The organism is Streptomyces sp. NPDC017890, from assembly GCF_044328675.1.
GTDB lineage: Bacteria > Actinomycetota > Actinomycetes > Streptomycetales > Streptomycetaceae > Streptomyces.
Genome location: NZ_JBIRHU010000003.1, coordinates 393,591 through 411,411 on the forward strand (window position 1 = coordinate 393,591; position 17,821 = coordinate 411,411).

Here is a 17,821-nt window from a genome sequence, read left to right on the forward strand (position 1 = left end):
CGCATGTCCCGCACGCGGGCGGGGACGGCGGTCGTCACCGGTCGGACGCCGAGGAGGGGTCCAAATGATCATCGTGCCCGGCGCCGAGGACCGGGAACCGTCCGCGGCGTGACCGGAAGAAGTGCCGCGGGGGACGGATGCGGTCGCGCGGCGGACGGCTCGCACTCCGCGGCGCGCTCCCGCTACGTACGCGCCTGTGCCGGGACTCTCCGGTGACACCGCGCCTCAGTGGCACAACCGCGCCTCGTGCTCCGCGTGGCCGCCGGGCTCCAGCTGGAAGGTGCAGTGCTCCACGTCGAAGTGGTCGCCGAGGCAGCCCTGCAGCTCGTGCAGCATCTTCTCGTGGCCGATCGTGCTCAGCGCCTCGCCGCTCACCACCACGTGCGCCGACAGCACCGGCATACCCGAGGTGATCGTCCAGGCGTGCAGGTCGTGGACGTCCTCGACCCCGTCCAGAGCGAGGATGTGGGCGCGCACCTCGGCGATGTCCACGCCCTTGGGCGCCGCCTCCAGCAGTACGTCCAGGGTCTCGCGCAGCAGCCGCCAGGTGCGCGGCACGATCATCAGACCGATGACCAGTGACGCGATGGGGTCGGCCGGCTGCCAGCCGGTGGCCAGGATCACCAGCGCCGAGACGATCACCGCCAGGGAGCCCAGGGCGTCCGCCGCCACCTCCAGGAAGGCGCCCCGTACGTTCAGGCTCTCCTTCTGGCCCCGCATCAACAGCGTCAGCGACACCATGTTCGCCACCAGGCCGATCGCGCCGAAGACGACGGTCAGTCCGCCCGCGGTGCCGGCGGGTGTGACGAACCGCTCGATCGCCTCGTACAGGACGTAACCGCCGACCCCGAGCAGCAGCAGACAGTTGGCGAGGGCGGCGAGGATCTCGGCGCGGGCGAATCCGAACGTGCGCCGGTCGCTCGGCGGCCGGCTCGCGAAGTGAACGGCCAGCAGCGCCATGCCGAGCCCCAGGGCGTCCGTCGCCATGTGCGCGGCGTCGGCGATCAGCGCCAGCGAGTCGGCGAGCACGCCGCCGATGATCTCCACGACCATGACGATGAGCGTGATCGCCAGCGCGACCCGCAGCCTGCCGCGGTACGCGGCCGTCGCCGTCCCGCCGGCGTGCGCCCCGTGCGCATGCCCGTGATCGTGCCCAGCCCCCATGGGAAGCAGCCTCTCTGTGCGTCGGCGTCCGCGTTCGGAACACAGTGAACTACGGGTAGGGGGTATCCGGCAACGCGGCACTGAACACCGTTGTCATGTGCCCTGACCTGCGAAAACGTTACGCAGGTCAGAGCGCCGCGAGGGCCCGGGGCGGCCGGCTCCGGCAAGGACGGCGAACGGCCGGAAGGAGAACGGCCCTGACCGTCCGCGAACGCCCGCCGACACTGTGCGATGTCCGCGATGCCCGGTCTGGGGGCGCGGTTTGTGGGGCGGGCCCCGAATCCACGATGATGATCGCGGCAAAGGCGGGTGCACGCGGCGCCGACCGACCGTGAAACGGGCGGTGAACACGGCGTTCCAGGCATCCGATAGCCTCTGCCGACATGCCGCCCGGGTGCCGCAGGCACGGGCGCCCCACCATGCACAGGCCCGGCGCCCAGGCGTCGCACCCAGGGAGTGAGTTCGGTTGTCGACCGCCATCCTCACCGGTCAGCCGGTCCCCGGTTCGTCGATCGAGAGCGAACTGCGGTCCCTCGGTTTCGACGTGCGTCTCGCCTCCGGCGCCGCCGACACCGAGACGCTGCTGGCCCGGGTGCCAGGCGGTGAGCGGGTCGCCGTGGTCGACGCCCGCTTCGTCGGTCACCTGCACGCCCTGCGCCTCGGCCTCACCGACCCCCGCTTTCCGCTCGCCGCGATCCCGGGTGCCGTGACCGCGCAGCCGGAAGCCCGCCAGGCCCTGACCCGCGCGATGGCCCGCGAGAACTCCGCGGGCGGCGGCGCGGACGGGAGCTGCCCCGCGCGGGCGGAGCCGGGCGTGGGGGAGGCCGACAGCCTCGCCGACCGGATGACCGCCGCCCTCGACGCCGACGGCGCCGACGTGCACCGGCCGGAGCTCGGCAGTCTGGTCGCCGCCGTCCCCGCCGACCCGCAGGCCCGCAACGAGGCACGGCAGGCCGTCGCCGGTGTCGACGACGAGGCCGTACGCCTGAAGTCGGCGGTCAAGGCCCGCGACGGCTTCGTCACCACCTTCTTCATCAGCCCCTACTCCCGCTACATCGCCCGCTGGTGCGCGCGACGCGGACTGACCCCCAACCAGGTCACCACCGCCTCGCTCATCACCGCGCTCATAGCGGCGGGCTGCGCGGCCACCGGCACCCGCGGCGGCTTCGTCGCCGCCGGCGTCCTGCTCATCGCCTCCTTCGTCCTCGACTGCACCGACGGGCAGCTCGCCCGCTACTCCCTGCAGTACTCCACGCTCGGCGCCTGGCTGGACGCCACCTTCGACCGCGCCAAGGAGTACGCCTACTACGCGGGCCTCGCCCTCGGAGCCGCCCGCGGCGGCGACGACGTATGGGCCCTGGCCCTCGGCGCGATGGTCCTCCAGACCTGCCGGCACGTGGTGGACTTCTCCTTCAACGAGGCCAACCACGACGCCGCCGCGCTCGGTAAATCGTCGCTGGCCAGCCCCACCGCCGCCCTCTCCGACAGGCTCGACAGCGTCGGCTGGACGGTCTGGGTCCGACGCATGATCGTCCTGCCCATCGGCGAACGCTGGGCCATGATCGCCGTCCTGACCGCCGTCACCACGCCCCGGATCACCTTCTACGCGCTGCTGATCGGCTGCGCGTTCTCCGCGACGTACACCACCGCGGGCCGCGTCCTGCGCTCGCTGACCCGCAAGGCCGCGCGGACCGACCGGGCGGCGAAGGCGCTGGCCGACCTCGCGGACTTTGGCCCGCTCGCCGAGGCCGCCGCCAAGGGGCTCGGGCGGACCGCCCGCCGGCTGCCCGGCTTCACCGCCCCCGCCGTCGCCCTCCTCGGCGGCCTCGCCGTCGCCCTGACGGCCGCGCTCACCGGCTTCGGCGGCCCCTGGGCGGCCGTCGCCGCGATCGTCTACGTACTGACGTCCGCCCTCGCCGTCGCCCGCCCCCTCAAGGGCGCCCTCGACTGGCTGGTCCCGCCGCTCCTGCGCGCCGCCGAGTACGGCACCGTCCTGGTACTGGCGGCGAAAGCGGACGTGAACGGGGCGCTTCCGGCGGCTTTCGGGCTGGTGGCCGCGGTCGCCTACCATCACTACGACACGGTCTACCGCATCCGCGGCGGTGCGGGCGCGCCGCCGCAGTGGCTGGTGCGGACGATCGGTGGGCACGAGGGCCGCACGCTGGTGATCACCGTGCTGGCCGTGCTGCTCACCGCCACACAGTTCAAGCTCGCGCTCACGGTCCTCGCCGTGGCCGTGGCTCTCGTGGTGCTCGTGGAGAGCATCCGCTTCTGGGTCGCCGCCCACAAGGGCGGCGCACCCGCCGTACACGACGAAGGAGAACCCGCATGATCGGCCTCGTGCTGGCGGCCGGCGCCGGACGCCGTCTGCGCCCCTACACCGACACCCTGCCCAAGGCACTGGTCCCGGTCGGCCCGGAGGGTGCGGAGGACAGCATCACGGTGCTGGACCTGACGCTGGCCAACTTCGCCGAGGTCGGCCTGACCGAGGTCGGGATCATCGTCGGCTACCGCAAGGAAGCCGTGTACGACCGCAAGGAGGAGCTGGAGCGGAAGTACGGCGTCAAGCTCACCCTCATCGACAACGACAAGGCCGAGGAGTGGAACAACGCCTACTCCCTGTGGTGCGGCCGTGACGCCCTCAAGGACGGCGTGATCCTCGCCAACGGCGACACCGTGCACCCGGTCTCCGTCGAGAAGACCCTGCTCGCCGCCCGCGGCGACGGAAAGAAGATCATCCTCGCCCTCGACACGGTGAAGAACCTCGCCGACGAGGAGATGAAGGTCGTCGTCGACCCCGACAAGGGCGTCCAGCGCATCACCAAGCTGATGGACCCGGCCGAGGCGACCGGCGAGTACATCGGCGTCACCCTCATCGAGGGCGAGGCCGCCGTGGAGCTGGCCGACGCGCTGAAGACCACCTTCGAGCGCGACCCGCAGCTGTACTACGAGGACGGCTACCAGGAGCTGGTCGACCGCGGCTTCAAGGTCGACGTGGCGCCGATCGGCGACGTCAAGTGGGTCGAGATCGACAACCACGACGACCTCGCCAAGGGCAGGGAGATCGCGTGCCAGTACTGACGCGGCTCATCCCGTCGCCGGTCGTCGTGGACATCCGCGCGGGTGCCCTCGACGACCTGGGGTGTGTGCTCGCCGACGAGCGCATCTCCCACTCGGGCAAGCTCGCCGTCGCCGTCAGCGGCGGCTCGGGCGCCCGGCTGCGCGAGCGCGTCGCCCCGTCCCTGCCCGGCGCCGACTGGTTCGAGGTCGGCGGCGGCACCCTGGACGACGCGATCAAGCTGGCCGGCGCCATGAAGGGCGGCCACTACGACGCGGTCGTCGGCCTCGGCGGCGGCAAGATCATCGACTGTGCCAAGTTTGCCGCGGCACGCATCGGCCTCCCGCTGGTCGCCGTACCCACGAACCTCGCGCACGACGGGCTCTGCTCACCGGTCGCCACCCTCGACAACGACGCGGGCCGCGGCTCCTACGGAGTCCCGAACCCCATCGCCGTCGTCATCGACCTGGACGTCATCCGCGAGGCCCCGGTGCGGTACGTGCGCGCCGGCATCGGCGACGCCGTCTCCAACGTCTCCGCGATCGCGGACTGGGAGCTGGCCAACCGGGTCAAGGGCGAGCGGATCGACGGCCTGGCCGCCGCGATGGCCCGCCAGGCGGGCGAGGCCGTGCTCCGGCACCCGGGCGGCGTCGGTGACAACGACTTCCTCCAGGTACTCGCCGAAGGCCTGGTCCTGACCGGCATCGCCATGTCGGTCTCCGGCGACTCGCGGCCCGCCTCAGGTGCCTGCCACGAGATCAACCACGCGCTCGACCTGCTCTTCCCCACCCGCGCCGCCGCCCACGGCGAGCAGTGCGGCCTGGGTGCGGCCTTCGCGATGCATCTGCGCGGGGCCCATGAGGAATCCGCCCACATGGCCGGAGTACTGCGCCGGCACGGGCTGCCCGTGCTGCCGGAGGAGATCGGCTTCACCCCGGACGAGTTCGTCCGGGCCGTGGAGTTCGCGCCGCAGACCCGGCCCGGCCGCTACACGATCCTCGAACACCTCGACCTCGAAACCGACCAGATCAAGGACATGTACGCCGACTATGTCAAGGCCATCGGTAGCTGAACTACGTCCGGTCGTCCATCCCGCAGGGGTCAAGGACCGGCGCAGCGGTGAGCACTGGGCGGGACGCCTCTACATGCGTGAGGTCTCGCTGCGGATCGACCGCTACCTGGTGAACACCAGGGTCACGCCCAACCAGCTCACGTACCTGATGACCGTCTGCGGCGTGCTCGCGGCCCCTGCCCTGCTGGTGCCGGGGATCACGGGCGCCGTGCTCGGCGTCGTGGCGGTCCAGCTGTACCTGCTGCTGGACTGCGTCGACGGCGAGGTCGCGCGCTGGAAGAAGCAGTACTCGCTCGGCGGTGTCTACCTGGACCGGGTCGGTGCCTACCTGACCGACGCCGCGGTCCTGGTCGGCCTCGGCCTGCGGGCCGCCGACATCTGGGGCACCGGACGCATCGACTGGCTGTGGGCCTTCCTCGGCACCCTGGCCGCGCTCGGTGCCATCCTGATCAAGGCCGAGACCGACCTGGTGGGCGTCGCCCGGCACCAGACCGGGAAGGAGCCGGTCAAGGAGTCCGCGTCCGAGCCGCGCTCCTCCGGCATGGCGCTGGCCCGCCGGGCCGCCGGGGCGCTCAAGTTCCACCGGCTGATCCTCGGCATCGAGGCGTCCCTGCTCATCCTCGTCCTCGCGATCGTCGACGCGAGCCGGGGAGACCTGTTCTTCACCCGCCTCGGCACCGCCGTACTCGCGGGCATCGCGCTGCTGCAGACCCTGCTCCACCTGGTGTCCATCCTCGCCTCCAGCAGGCTCAAGTGAGTGGCGCCATGAAGGTCGGCGCCGTCGTCATCACGATGGGCAACCGCCCCGAGGAACTGCGCGCCCTGCTCGACTCGGTGGCCAAGCAGGACGGCGACCCGGTCGAGGTGGTCGTGGTCGGCAACGGCTCGCCGGTCCCGGAGGTGCCCGACGGCGTCCGCACCGTCGAGCTGCCCGAGAACCTGGGCATCCCCGGCGGCCGCAACGTCGGCATCGAGGCCTTCGGCCCGGGCGGCAGCGACGTCGACATCCTGCTCTTCCTCGACGACGACGGCCTGCTCGCCCGCACGGACACCGCCGAGCTGTGCCGCCGGGCGTTCGAGGCCGACGACGATCTCGGCATCATCAGCTTCCGCATCGCCGACCCGGACACCGGCGAGACCCAGCGCCGGCACGTCCCGCGGCTGCGCGCCTCGGACCCGATGCGCTCCTCCCGGGTGACCACCTTCCTCGGCGGCGCCAACGCCGTCCGTACCCGTGTCCTCGCACAGGTCGGCGGCCTGCCGGACGCGTTCTTCTACGCCCACGAGGAAACCGACCTGGCCTGGCGGGCCCTGGACGCCGGCTGGATGATCGACTACCGGTCCGACATGGTGCTGAACCACCCCACGACCGCGCCCTCGCGGCACGCGGTCTACCACCGCATGGTCGCGCGCAACCGGGTCTGGCTGGCCCGCCGCAACCTCCCCGCGCTCCTCGTCCCGGTCTATCTCGGGGTGTGGATGCTGCTCACACTGCTGCGCCGCCCCTCGCGGTCGGCCCTGAAGGCCTGGTTCGGCGGCTTCCGCGAGGGCTGGGCCACCCCCTGTGGTCCTCGCCGGCCCATGAGGTGGCGTACGGTGTGGCGGCTGACCCGGCTGGGCCGGCCTCCCGTGATCTGACAAGCTCGTGTCCGAGAGCGTCCCGGCCCGTCCCGGGTCAACAGGTCCATGCCAGGCCCGTGCGGCCGAGCATTCCGAAGACGAAAGTTTCCCACCAGTGAGTGAGACAACGCACGACGGCACGGTCGCCATGACCAAGCCCGTGTCGCCCGACGAGGGCCTCACACCGGCCCGGCTCGCCGCCAAGTACGGGCTGTCCGTGAGCGGTGCCCGGCCGTCCCTCATGGAGTACGTCCGTCAGCTCTGGGGGCGACGGCACTTCATCCTCGCCTTCTCCCAGGCGAAGCTGACCGCCCAGTACAGCCAGGCCAAGCTGGGCCAGCTGTGGCAGGTGGCCACACCGCTGCTGAACGCGCTCGTCTACTTCCTGATCTTCGGCCTGATCCTCAACGCGGGCCGCGGGATGGAGAAGGACGTCTACATTCCGTTCCTGGTGACGGGTGTCTTCGTCTTCACCTTCACCCAGTCCTCGGCGATGGCGGGCGTGCGCGCCATCGCCGGCAACCTCGGCCTGGTGCGGGCGCTGCACTTCCCGCGCGCCTCGCTGCCGATCTCGTTCGCGCTGCAGCAGCTCCAGCAGCTGCTGGCCTCGATGATCGTCCTGTTCGCGGTGGTGGTGGGCTTCGGCAGCTACCCCTCCCTCTCCTGGCTGCTGGTCGTCCCGGCGCTGGCCCTGCAGTTCCTCTTCAACATGGGCCTGGCGCTCATCGTGGCGCGGATGGGGGCGAAGACACCGGACCTGGCCCAGCTGATGCCGTTCATCATGCGGACCTGGATGTACGCGTCGGGCGTCATGTTCTCCATCCCGATCATGCTGGAGGACAAGCCGGCCTGGCTCGCCGACGTGCTCCAGTGGAACCCGGCCGCCGTCTACATGGACCTGATCCGCTTCGCGCTGATCGACGGCTACGGCTCCGAGAACCTGCCGCCGCATGTGTGGGCGGTCGCGCTCGGCTGGTCCGTGCTCCTCGCCGTGGGCGGTTTCGTGTACTTCTGGAAGGCGGAGGAGAGGTACGGCCGTGGCTGAGCAGCAGCAGGGCGAGCGGGTGCCGACGGTCATCGCGGACGAACTGCACATCGTCTACCGCGTCAACGGCGCCAGGACCGGCAAGGGCAGCGCGACCGCGGCCCTGAGCCGGATGATCAAGCGGGGTGAGGAGCGGGGCGTGCGCAAGGTGCACGCCGTGCGCGGCGTCTCCTTCACCGCCTACCGGGGCGAGGCCATCGGCCTGATCGGTTCCAACGGGTCCGGCAAGTCGACCCTGCTGCGGGCCATCGCCGGCCTGCTGCCCGCCGAGCGGGGCAAGGTCTACACCGACGGCCAGCCGTCCCTGCTCGGAGTGAACGCGGCCCTGATGAACGACCTGACCGGCGAGCGGAACATCATCCTGGGCGGGCTGGCCATGGGCATGTCCCGCGAACAGATCAAGGCGCGCTACCAGGACATCGTCGACTTCTCCGGGATCAACGAGAAGGGCGACTTCATCACCCTGCCGATGCGCACCTACTCCTCCGGCATGGCCGCCCGCCTGCGGTTCTCCATCGCCGCCGCGAAGGACCACGACGTCCTGATGATCGACGAGGCCCTGGCGACCGGTGACCGCAAGTTCCAGACACGCTCCGAGGAGCGCATCCGGGAGCTCCGCAAGGAGGCCGGCACCGTCTTCCTGGTCAGCCACAACAACAAGTCCATCCGCGACACCTGCAACCGCGTGCTGTGGCTGGAACGGGGCGAGCTGCGCATGGACGGCCCGACCGACGAGGTGCTCAAGGAGTACGAGAAGTTCACGGCCAAGTAGCCCGACACGCCGGGGCCGTGCCGGAACCGTTCCGGTGCGGCCTCGCGTCCGCAAAGGAAGCGTCAACTCCGGGGATTCTCAGGAATCTTGTGGTCAATCGGTGTGTTGTTGTGATGTGCGGAGGACCCCGGCGAACCTCCATGAGTTGTACAACGTAAGCTGGACCGGTCCCGAAACGCGGCACATGGGGCGATAATGCCCGACACCCTCAGGCGGGCCTGCCGTGAGGGCGGTCGGGCGGCGTGTCCGAAATAGTGCGTGTTGGGTCAGCAGTGTAGAACGGGAGATGTGACGGCAATGGCTAGGGAAACTCCCCACCTCCGCGAAGCGTGTGCCGTCCCCGCCCAGGGCAGCCCGCGATGACGGTGACCGGCACGGCACAGGCCGTCGACCCGGAGCGTGGCACCCTCGCCAAGGCCGCGCACGAGAACTTCCCCGTGGCGCCCTTCTTCCTGCCCCGCGACTGGCGCGCCGACCTGATGGCCGTGTACGGCTTCGCCCGCCTCGTCGACGACATCGGCGACGGCGATCTGGCCCCCGGCGGCGCCGACGCCCGCCTCCTCGGCGTACCCGAGGGCCGCGCCGACGACCGGCTGCTGATGCTGGACGCCTTCGAGGAAGACCTGCGCAGGGTCTTCGACGGCACTCCCCGCCATCCGCTGCTGCGCCGCCTCCAGCCGACCGTGCGCCGCCGCTCGCTGACCCCCGGGCCCTTCCTCGGCCTGATCGCCGCCAACCGCCAGGACCAGCTGGTCGCGCGGTACGAGACCTACGACGACCTCCTCGCATACTGCGAGCTGTCCGCCAACCCGGTCGGTCACCTCGTCCTCGCCGTCACGGGCACCTCGACGCCCGAGCGGATCCGCCGCTCCGACGCGATCTGCACCGCCCTGCAGATCGTCGAGCACCTCCAGGACGTCGCCGAGGACCTGAGCCGGGACCGCATCTACCTGCCCGCCGAGGACATGAAACGTTTCCACGTCCAGGAGTCGGATCTCGCAGCGCCCACCGCGAGCGCTTCGGTGCGCGCCCTGGTCGCCTACGAGGCCCAGCGCGCCCGCGACCTGCTGAATGAGGGTGCCCCCTTGGTGGGTAGCGTCCAAGGCAGGCTGCGTCTGCTGCTCGCGGGGTTCGTGGCGGGTGGGCGGGCGGCCGTCCGGGCGATCGCCGCCGCCGGTCACGACGTACTTCCCGGCCCGCCCAAGCCCGGCAAGGTCCAGTTGCTGCGCGAGGTGGGCGTGACCCTGCGAGGAGAGGGGTGATCCAGGCCGTGGAGTCGTCAGAGCACGCGTCGGCACCGGTGCTCGCCGCCTACAGTTACTGCGAGGCCGTCACCGGACAGCAGGCCCGCAACTTCGCCTACGGCATCCGGCTTCTGCCGGCGCCCAAGCGCCGGGCGATGTCGGCGCTGTACGCGTTCTCACGCCGCGTCGACGACATCGGCGACGGGGCGCTGGCGGACGACGTCAAGGTCACCCGGCTCGAGGAGACCCGGGCCGTGCTCGCCCGCATCCACGAGGGCGAGGTCGACGAGGACGACACCGACCCGGTCGCCGTCGCCCTCGCCCACGCAGCCCGGCAGTTCCCGATCCCGCTCGGCGGCCTCGACGAACTGATCGACGGCGTCCAGATGGACCTGCGCGGCGCGACCTACGAGACCTGGGACGACCTCAAGGTCTACTGCCGCTGCGTGGCGGGCGCCATCGGACGTCTCTCGCTCGGCGTCTTCGGCACGGAACCGAGGGCGCGCGGCGCCGAGCGCGCGCCCGAGTACGCCGACACGCTCGGGCTCGCGCTCCAGCTCACCAACATCCTGCGGGACGTCCGCGAGGACGCCGAGGGCGGTCGGACCTACCTGCCCGCCGACGACCTCGCCAAGTTCGGCTGCTCGGCCGGGTTCAGCGGGCCGAGGCCGCCCGAGGGCTCCGACTTCGTGGGCCTCGTTCACTTCGAGGTACGACGGGCCCGCGCCCTCTTCGCCGAGGGCTACCGGCTGCTGCCCATGCTCGACCGGCGCAGTGGCGCCTGCGTGGCCGCCATGGCCGGCATCTACCGCCGCCTGCTGGACCGTATCGAGCGCGATCCCGAGGCCGTGCTGCGTGGCCGCGTCTCGCTCCCCGGACGCGAGAAGGCGTACGTCGCCGTGCGCGGCCTGTCCGGGCTGGACGCCCGGCACGTCACCCGGCGGGCCGTCAGGAGGCGCGCCTGATGGACACACCCGGCACACTCGACACTCCGGCACCAGGCGAGGCCTGTGGCCACGAACGGCGGGCAACCCTCCGGTGGCGGTCGGCGTCCCTGACTGAGACGGTCGGCCGTACGCCGTTCAAGCACCGCGGCGACCGGACAGGGAAAGGCGCACCATGACGGACGGCAACGGCACGCGTGACGGCGGGCAGCTCGCGGACGTCTCCGCTCTCCGCCCCGGCGGACACGCCGTCGTGGTCGGCGGCGGCCTCGCCGGTGTCACCGCCGCCCTCGCGCTCGCCGACGCCGGGGTGCGCGTCACCCTGCTCGAAGGGCGGCCGCGCCTGGGCGGACTCGCCTTCTCCTTCCAGCGCGGCGACCTCACCGTCGACAACGGCCAGCACGTGTACCTGCGCTGCTGCACCGCCTACCGCTGGTTCCTCGACCGTATCGGCGGGACCGCGCTCGCTCCCGTGCAGGACCGCCTCGACGTGCCCGTGCTCGACCTGGCCCGGCCCGAGGGGCGGCGGCTCGGCAGACTGCGGCGCGACGCGCTGCCCGTACCCCTGCACCTGGGGCGCAGCCTGGCGACGTACCCGCACCTGTCGCTCGCCGAGCGGGCCAGGGTCGGACGTGCCGCGCTCGCGCTCAAGGGGCTCGACCTCGCCGATCCGGCCCTGGACGCCCAGGACTTCGGCAGCTGGCTGACCGCGCACGGTCAGTCGGCGCGCGCCGTCGAGGCCCTGTGGGACCTGGTCGGGGTCGCCACCCTCAACGCGGTCGCGGGCGACGCCTCCCTGGGGCTCGCCGCGATGGTGTTCAAGACCGGGCTGCTGTCCGACCCGGGCGCGGCCGACATCGGCTGGGCCCGCGTCCCGCTGGGCGAACTGCACGACCGGCTGGCCCGCAAGGAGCTCGACTCCGCGGGCGTCCGTACCGAGGTCCGTACACGCGTCACCTCCGTCCGTGCGAACGAGAACGGCGGCTGGAGCGTTCAGGTGCCCGACGAGACGCTGCAGGCGGACGCGGTCGTCCTCGCCGTACCGCAGCGCGAGGCGCACGACCTGCTGCCCGCGGGAGCCCTCGACGCCCCCGGAAACCTCCTGGAGATCGGCACCGCGCCGATCCTCAACGTGCACGTGATCTACGACCGCAAGGTGCTCGCCACGCCGTTCCTGACGGCTCTCGGCACTCCGGTGCAGTGGGTGTTCGACCGTACCGAGGCCTCCGGGCTGGAGAAGGGCCAGTACCTGGCGCTGTCCCAGTCGACCGCGCAGAACGAGATCGACGAGCCCGTGGCCGCGTTGCGCGAGCGGTACCTGCCCGAACTGGAACGGCTGCTGCCCCGCGCCCGGGGCGCCGAGGTGAAGGACTTCTTCGTGACCAGGGAGCGCACCGCGACGTTCGCTCCCGCCCCCGGCGTCGGACGGCTCCGGCCCGGCGCCCGCACCAAGGCACCCGGCCTCTATCTGGCCGGAGCGTGGACCGCCACCGGGTGGCCCGCGACCATGGAGAGTGCGGTTCGCAGCGGTGTCTCAGCGGCGGGCGCCGCCCTCGGCACCCTGGGCCGGTCCCGCGGCCTCCTCCCGGACTTCCTGGAGGAGGCGGCATGAAGACCGGTCCGCGCGGGACCGACGCCCGCACTCCCGGCACCGCAACTGGAGGAATGACTGTGCCCACTGTGCCCCCGGCCCCGAAGGCCGCTCCGAGGACCACGGTGGACGTGACCGCGCTTCTGGAGCGCGGCCGGACCCTGGCCACGCCGGTCCTGCGGGCGTCCGTCGACCGCCTGGCACCTCCCATGGACACCGTCGCCGCCTACCACTTCGGCTGGATCGACGCCCTGGGCAACCCCGCGGACGGTGACGGCGGCAAGGCCGTCCGTCCCGCGCTCGCGGTGCTCTCCGCCGAGGTCACCGGTGCCGCGCCCGAGGTCGGCGTACCCGGCGCGGTGGCCGTGGAACTGGTCCACAACTTCTCCCTCCTGCACGACGACCTGATGGACGGCGACGAACAGCGCCGCCACCGCGACACCGTCTGGAAGGTGCACGGTCCCGCCCAGGCCATCCTGGTCGGCGACGCCCTGTTCGCCCTGGCCAACGAAGTGCTGCTGGAGCTCGGCACCGTCGAGGCCGGCCGCGCCACCCGTCGGCTGACCAGGGCCAGCCGGTCGCTGATCGACGGTCAGGCACAGGACATCTCCTACGAGCACCGCGACCGGGTCAGCGTCGAGGAGTGCCTGGAGATGGAGGGCAACAAGACCGGCGCCCTGATCGCCACCGCCAGCTCCATCGGCGCGGTGCTCGGCGGCGCCGACGAGTACACCGCCGACACCCTGGAGAAGTACGGCTACCACCTCGGGCTGGCCTTCCAGGCCGTCGACGACCTCCTCGGCATCTGGGGCGACCCGGACTCCACCGGCAAGCAGACCTGGAGCGACCTGCGCCAGCGCAAGAAGTCCCTCCCGGTCGTGGCCGCCCTCGCGGCGGGTGGTCCCGCCTCCGAGCGGCTCGGCGAGATCCTCGCCGCCGATGCCAAGACCAGCGACTTCGCGAACTTCTCCGAGGAGGAGTTCGCGGCCCGTGCCGCCCTCATCGAGGAGGCGGGCGGCCGGGAATGGACCGCCGACGAGGCGCGCCGTCAGCACACCATCGCCATCGAAGCCCTCGACGCCGTCGACATGCCCGACCGGGTGCGGGACCGTTTCACGGCGCTCGCGGACTTCGTCGTCGTACGAAAGAGATGATCACTATCGGTCGAATAGCCCTCGCGTAGTCGCCGGCCGGTGTCGCGGGAAGACGAGCACCGGCCGACGGCGGACCCACAGCAGAAGCACCACTTGCACACTGCACGAAGGGGAAGCCATGACAGCGACGACCGACGGAAGCACCGGGGCCACCCTGAAGCCCCTCGCAGCCGCGGCCAGCGACACCGACATCACGATCCCCGCCGCGGCGGCCGGGGTACCAGAAGCCGCCGCCCGCGCCACCCGGCGCGCCACGGACTTCCTGCTCTCCCGGCAGGACGCCGAAGGGTGGTGGAAGGGCGACCTCGAGACGAACGTCACGATGGATGCCGAGGACCTGCTCCTCCGTCAGTTCCTGGGCATCGGCGACGACGAGACCACACGAGCGGCCGCCCTGTTCATCCGCGGCGAGCAGCGCGAGGACGGCACCTGGGCCACGTTCTACGGCGGCCCCGGCGACCTGTCCGCCACCATCGAGGCCTACGTCGCCCTCCGCCTGGCCGGCGACGCGCCCGACGCCCCGCACATGGCCAGGGCGTCGGAATGGATCAGGGGCCGGGGCGGCATCGCGGCCTCCCGTGTCTTCACCCGGATCTGGCTCGCCCTGTTCGGCTGGTGGAAGTGGGACGACCTGCCCGAACTCCCGCCGGAGCTCATCTATTTCCCCACCTGGGTACCGCTCAACATCTACGACTTCGGCTGCTGGGCCCGGCAGACCATCGTGCCGCTGACCATCGTATCCGCGAAACGGCCGGTGCGTCCCGCGCCCTTCCCGCTCGACGAACTGCACACCGACGCCGCCCTCCCCGACCCGCCGAGACCCCCGGCTCCGGCGACCAGCTGGGACGGTGTCTTCCAGCGCCTGGACAAGGCACTGCACGTCTACCGCAAGGTCGCCCCGCGCCGGCTTCGCCGGGCCGCGATGAACACCGCCGCCCGCTGGATCATCGAGCGGCAGGAGAACGACGGCTGCTGGGGCGGCATCCAGCCGCCCGCCGTGTACTCGGTCATCGCGCTGTACCTGCTCGGCTACGACCTCGAACACCCCGTGATGCGCGCGGGACTGGAGTCGCTGGACCGGTTCGCCGTGTGGCGCGAGGACGGCGCCCGGATGATCGAGGCCTGCCAGTCCCCGGTGTGGGACACCTGCCTGGCCACCATCGCGCTGGCCGACGCCGGGGTGCCCGCCGACCACCCGCAACTGGTGAAGGCCGCGGACTGGATGCTCGGTGAGCAGGTCGTGCGCCCCGGCGACTGGTCGGTGAAGAGGCCCGGACTCCCTCCGGGCGGCTGGGCGTTCGAGTTCCACAACGACAACTACCCCGACATCGACGACACCGCCGAGGTGGTCCTCGCCCTGCGCCGGGTCAGCCACCACGACCCGGAGCGGGTCGAGAAGGCCGTCGGCCGCGGCGTGCGCTGGAACCTCGGCATGCAGTCGAGGAACGGGGCCTGGGGCGCGTTCGACGTCGACAACACCAGCCCCTTCCCCAACCGGCTGCCGTTCTGCGACTTCGGCGAGGTCATCGACCCGCCGTCGGCGGACGTCACCGCGCACGTCGTCGAGATGCTCGCCGTCGAGGGACTCACCCACGACCCCCGCACCCGGCGCGGCATCCAATGGCTGCTCGCCGAACAGGAGGCGAACGGCTCGTGGTTCGGCCGCTGGGGCGTCAACTACGTCTACGGCACCGGCTCCGTCGTCCCCGCCCTGACCGCCGCCGGACTCCCCGCCTCGCACCCCGCGATCCGCCGCGCGGTGACCTGGCTGGAGTCCGTCCAGAACGACGACGGCGGCTGGGGAGAGGACCTGCGCTCCTACCGTCACGTCAGGGAGTGGAGCGGCCGGGGTGCCTCGACCGCCTCGCAGACGGCCTGGGCGCTGATGGCCCTGCTGGCGGCGGGGGAGCGGGAGTCCAAGGCCGTCGAACGTGGCATCGAGTGGCTCGCCGCCACCCAGCGGGAGGACGGCTCCTGGGACGAGCCGTACTTCACCGGCACCGGCTTCCCCTGGGACTTCTCCATCAACTACCACCTCTACCGTCAGGTGTTCCCGCTCACCGCCCTCGGCCGGTACGTACACGGGGATCCCTTCGCCAAGAGGCCGCGCGCGGCACAGGCCCCCGCCCTCGTCGAGCAGCCCTCCACCGAGACGTCCGCCGCCGAGGCGAAGGGCAGCTGATGAACCGACAGCCCGGCCCGTCCCCGCTGCTGATCGCCTGCGCGCTCGGCATCGAACACCTCGCCCTGCGCACCGGTGACCGCGGCGGCGCGGGCGGGCCGGTCACCGTCCTGCGCACGGGCATGGGCCCGAAGGCGGCCGAGCGCTCGGTCACCCGGGTCCTGGCCGACCCGGCGCTCGGCGAGGCCGCAGTGCTGGCCACGGGCTTCTGCGCCGGGCTCGCCCCCGGCATGCACCCCGGTGACCTGGTCGTCGCCGAGGAGACCCGCGACCCGCGCGGGACCGTCGCCGGCGTCGGCACGGACCGGCTGGTCAAGGAACTCGCGCGCGCCGTGCCCGGGCGCACCGTCCACACCGGGCCGCTGACCGGCTCGGACCACGTCGTCCGCGGTCCCGAACGCGCCTCCCTGCTCGCGACCGGCGCGATCGCCGTCGACATGGAGTCCGCGGCCACGCTCCTGAGCGCCGTCCTGACGGGCGCGCGCCCGGTTGCGGCCGTGCGGGTGGTCGTGGACGCTCCAGAGCACGAGCTCGTCCGGATCGGCACGGTGCGCGGTGGAATATCGGCTTTCCGCGTCCTTCGATCCATTCTTCCCGCATTCTTCGAATGGCACCGTTCCTTGCTGCTCCCCCGGAGGTGAGCCAGATGGCCATGCCGCTGCGCCAGTCCATCAAGGTCGCTACATACCTGGCCGAACAGAAGATCCGCCGGCGGGACAAGTTCCCGCTCATCGTGGAGCTGGAGCCGCTCTTCGCCTGCAACCTGAAGTGCGAGGGGTGCGGCAAGATCCAGCACCCGGCCGGGGTGCTCAAGCAGCGCATGCCGGTCGCGCAGGCGGTGGGGGCGGTGCTCGAATCGGGGGCGCCGATGGTCTCCATCGCCGGCGGCGAGCCGCTGATGCATCCGCAGATCGACGAGATCGCCCGGCAGCTGGTGGCCAAGCGGAAGTACGTCTTCCTGTGCACCAACGCGCTGCTCATGCGCAAGAAGATGGACAAGTTCACACCCTCGCCGTACTTCGCGTTCGCCGTGCACATCGACGGACTGCGCGAGCGGCACGACGAGTCCGTGGCGAAGGAGGGCGTGTTCGACGAGGCCGTGGAGGCCATCAAGGAGGCCAAGCGGCGCGGCTTCCGAGTGACCACCAACTCCACCTTCTTCAACACCGACACCCCGCAGACCATCGTCGAGGTCCTCAACTTCCTCAACGACGACCTCAAGGTCGACGAGATGATGATCTCGCCCGCCTACGCCTACGAGAAGGCACCCGACCAGGAGCACTTCCTGGGCGTGGAGCAGACCCGCGAGCTGTTCAAGAAGGCCTTCTCGGGCGGCAACCGGGCCCGCTGGCGGCTCAACCACTCCCCGCTGTTCCTCGACTTCCTCGAGGGCAAGGTCGACTTCCCGTGCACCGCGTGGGCGATCCCGAACTACTCCCTCTTCGGCTGGCAGCGCCCCTGCTACCTGATGAGCGACGGATACGTCCCGACGTACCGGGAGCTCATCGAGGACACCGACTGGGACAAGTACGGCCGTGGCAAGGACCCGCGTTGCGCCAACTGCATGGCGCACTGCGGCTACGAGCCCACCGCCGTCCTGGCCACCATGGGCTCGCTGAAGGAGTCCCTGCGTGCCATGCGGGAGACGGTCTCCGGGAACCGGGACTGACGGCATGACCGCCATCTCCCTGGGCGTCCCCGAGGTACCGGTCCGGCCCATCGCCGAGCGGCGCGTGTCGCGGCGGATCCAGGTCGGGCCGGTGGCCGTCGGGGGCGGGGCCCCGGTGTCGGTGCAGTCGATGACGACGACCCGTACGTCGGACGTCGGCGCGACGCTCCAGCAGATCGCCGAGCTGACGGCCTCGGGCTGCCAGATCGTGCGGGTGGCCTGTCCCACGCAGGACGACGCGGACGCGCTGGCCGTGATCGCGAAGAAGTCGCAGATCCCGGTGATCGCCGACATCCACTTCCAGCC

At 71.5% G+C, this 17,821-nt stretch carries 17 protein-coding genes; 16 read left to right on the top strand and 1 reads right to left on the bottom strand.

The features are described from left to right. Positions 1 to 225: 225 nt before the first annotated feature. Positions 226 to 1,164, bottom strand: coding sequence for a cation diffusion facilitator family transporter (locus ACH4F2_RS06590; RefSeq protein ID WP_398131562.1), 939 nt, complete (start codon positions 1,162 to 1,164; stop codon positions 226 to 228). A 466-nt stretch (positions 1,165 to 1,630) separates the two neighbouring features. Between ACH4F2_RS06590 and ACH4F2_RS06595 the strand changes: the two genes are divergently transcribed. From ACH4F2_RS06595 to ACH4F2_RS06670, 16 genes are all read left to right on the top strand, one after another. Continuing rightward, positions 1,631 to 3,496 (top strand): DUF5941 domain-containing protein, encoded by a 1,866-nt coding sequence (locus tag ACH4F2_RS06595; protein WP_398131563.1) that lies wholly within the window; start codon positions 1,631 to 1,633, stop codon positions 3,494 to 3,496. Beyond that, entirely contained in the window at positions 3,493 to 4,245 is a 753-nt protein-coding gene (locus ACH4F2_RS06600) for a sugar phosphate nucleotidyltransferase (RefSeq protein ID WP_398131564.1), read from the top strand. The genes ACH4F2_RS06595 and ACH4F2_RS06600 overlap by 4 nt, the downstream gene beginning before the upstream one ends. Then, positions 4,233 to 5,294: an iron-containing alcohol dehydrogenase family protein gene (locus ACH4F2_RS06605; RefSeq protein WP_398131565.1), complete on the top strand. Its 1,062-nt coding sequence runs from the start codon at positions 4,233 to 4,235 to the stop codon at positions 5,292 to 5,294. Before ACH4F2_RS06600 ends, ACH4F2_RS06605 begins: the two co-directional genes overlap by 13 nt. Then, positions 5,272 to 6,051 (top strand): CDP-alcohol phosphatidyltransferase family protein, encoded by a 780-nt coding sequence (locus ACH4F2_RS06610; RefSeq protein ID WP_398131566.1) that lies wholly within the window; start codon positions 5,272 to 5,274, stop codon positions 6,049 to 6,051. Before ACH4F2_RS06605 ends, ACH4F2_RS06610 begins: the two co-directional genes overlap by 23 nt. A gap of 8 nt (positions 6,052 to 6,059) precedes the next feature. Then, positions 6,060 to 6,932: a glycosyltransferase family 2 protein gene (locus tag ACH4F2_RS06615; RefSeq protein ID WP_398131567.1), complete on the top strand. Its 873-nt coding sequence runs from the start codon at positions 6,060 to 6,062 to the stop codon at positions 6,930 to 6,932. Between the two features lie 97 nt (positions 6,933 to 7,029). Continuing rightward, positions 7,030 to 7,959, top strand: a complete 930-nt coding sequence (locus ACH4F2_RS06620) for an ABC transporter permease (RefSeq protein ID WP_398131568.1) — start codon at positions 7,030 to 7,032, stop codon at positions 7,957 to 7,959. Continuing rightward, positions 7,952 to 8,731 (top strand): ABC transporter ATP-binding protein, encoded by a 780-nt coding sequence (locus ACH4F2_RS06625; protein WP_398131569.1) that lies wholly within the window; start codon positions 7,952 to 7,954, stop codon positions 8,729 to 8,731. The genes ACH4F2_RS06620 and ACH4F2_RS06625 overlap by 8 nt, the downstream gene beginning before the upstream one ends. A gap of 359 nt (positions 8,732 to 9,090) precedes the next feature. Continuing rightward, a complete protein-coding gene (gene hpnC / locus ACH4F2_RS06630; protein ID WP_398131570.1) occupies positions 9,091 to 9,993 on the top strand; it encodes a squalene synthase HpnC in 903 nt (300 codons plus the stop codon). Beyond that, positions 9,990 to 10,940: a presqualene diphosphate synthase HpnD gene (gene hpnD, locus ACH4F2_RS06635; RefSeq protein WP_398131571.1), complete on the top strand. Its 951-nt coding sequence runs from the start codon at positions 9,990 to 9,992 to the stop codon at positions 10,938 to 10,940. Before hpnC ends, hpnD begins: the two co-directional genes overlap by 4 nt. After that, positions 10,940 to 11,098, top strand: coding sequence for a DUF6380 family protein (locus ACH4F2_RS06640; RefSeq protein WP_351395450.1), 159 nt, complete (start codon positions 10,940 to 10,942; stop codon positions 11,096 to 11,098). The genes hpnD and ACH4F2_RS06640 overlap by 1 nt, the downstream gene beginning before the upstream one ends. After that, positions 11,095 to 12,531: a hydroxysqualene dehydroxylase HpnE gene (gene hpnE, locus ACH4F2_RS06645; protein WP_398131572.1), complete on the top strand. Its 1,437-nt coding sequence runs from the start codon at positions 11,095 to 11,097 to the stop codon at positions 12,529 to 12,531. Before ACH4F2_RS06640 ends, hpnE begins: the two co-directional genes overlap by 4 nt. A gap of 68 nt (positions 12,532 to 12,599) precedes the next feature. Further along, positions 12,600 to 13,664 carry a polyprenyl synthetase family protein gene (locus ACH4F2_RS06650; RefSeq protein WP_398131597.1) on the top strand — a complete coding sequence of 355 codons (1,065 nt, stop codon included), beginning with the start codon at positions 12,600 to 12,602 and terminating at the stop codon, positions 13,662 to 13,664. Positions 13,665 to 13,782: 118 nt separating this feature from the next. Next, on the top strand, positions 13,783 to 15,846 hold the full coding sequence (shc, locus tag ACH4F2_RS06655) for a squalene--hopene cyclase (RefSeq protein WP_398131573.1): 2,064 nt from the start codon (positions 13,783 to 13,785) through the stop codon (positions 15,844 to 15,846). Beyond that, the gene (locus tag ACH4F2_RS06660) at positions 15,846 to 16,487 is read left to right on the top strand and encodes a 1-hydroxy-2-methyl-2-butenyl 4-diphosphate reductase (RefSeq protein ID WP_398131574.1); all 642 of its coding nucleotides are present in this window, start codon (positions 15,846 to 15,848) and stop codon (positions 16,485 to 16,487) included. The genes shc and ACH4F2_RS06660 overlap by 1 nt, the downstream gene beginning before the upstream one ends. A 5-nt stretch (positions 16,488 to 16,492) precedes the next feature. After that, positions 16,493 to 17,515 (top strand): adenosyl-hopene transferase HpnH, encoded by a 1,023-nt coding sequence (gene hpnH, locus ACH4F2_RS06665; protein ID WP_398131575.1) that lies wholly within the window; start codon positions 16,493 to 16,495, stop codon positions 17,513 to 17,515. 4 nt (positions 17,516 to 17,519) lie between these two features. Beyond that, on the top strand, positions 17,520 to 17,821 hold a 302-nt coding region (locus ACH4F2_RS06670), incomplete at its 3' end, for a flavodoxin-dependent (E)-4-hydroxy-3-methylbut-2-enyl-diphosphate synthase (RefSeq protein WP_398131576.1).

What these genes read in the sequence shown, in the direction of transcription:
- ACH4F2_RS06590 (WP_398131562.1), bottom strand. Translation starts at nt 1,164, where the DNA reads ATGGGGGCTGGGCACGATCACGGGCATGCGCACGGGGCGCACGCCGGC.
- ACH4F2_RS06600 (WP_398131564.1), top strand. Translation starts at nt 3,493, where the DNA reads ATGATCGGCCTCGTGCTGGCGGCCGGCGCCGGACGCCGTCTGCGCCCC.
- ACH4F2_RS06610 (WP_398131566.1), top strand. Translation starts at nt 5,272, where the DNA reads ATGTCAAGGCCATCGGTAGCTGAACTACGTCCGGTCGTCCATCCCGCA.
- ACH4F2_RS06615 (WP_398131567.1), top strand. Translation starts at nt 6,060, where the DNA reads ATGAAGGTCGGCGCCGTCGTCATCACGATGGGCAACCGCCCCGAGGAA.
- hpnC (WP_398131570.1), top strand. Translation starts at nt 9,091, where the DNA reads ATGACGGTGACCGGCACGGCACAGGCCGTCGACCCGGAGCGTGGCACC.
- ACH4F2_RS06640 (WP_351395450.1), top strand. Translation starts at nt 10,940, where the DNA reads ATGGACACACCCGGCACACTCGACACTCCGGCACCAGGCGAGGCCTGT.
- hpnE (WP_398131572.1), top strand. Translation starts at nt 11,095, where the DNA reads ATGACGGACGGCAACGGCACGCGTGACGGCGGGCAGCTCGCGGACGTC.
- shc (WP_398131573.1), top strand. Translation starts at nt 13,783, where the DNA reads ATGACAGCGACGACCGACGGAAGCACCGGGGCCACCCTGAAGCCCCTC.
- ACH4F2_RS06660 (WP_398131574.1), top strand. Translation starts at nt 15,846, where the DNA reads ATGAACCGACAGCCCGGCCCGTCCCCGCTGCTGATCGCCTGCGCGCTC.
- hpnH (WP_398131575.1), top strand. Translation starts at nt 16,493, where the DNA reads ATGGCCATGCCGCTGCGCCAGTCCATCAAGGTCGCTACATACCTGGCC.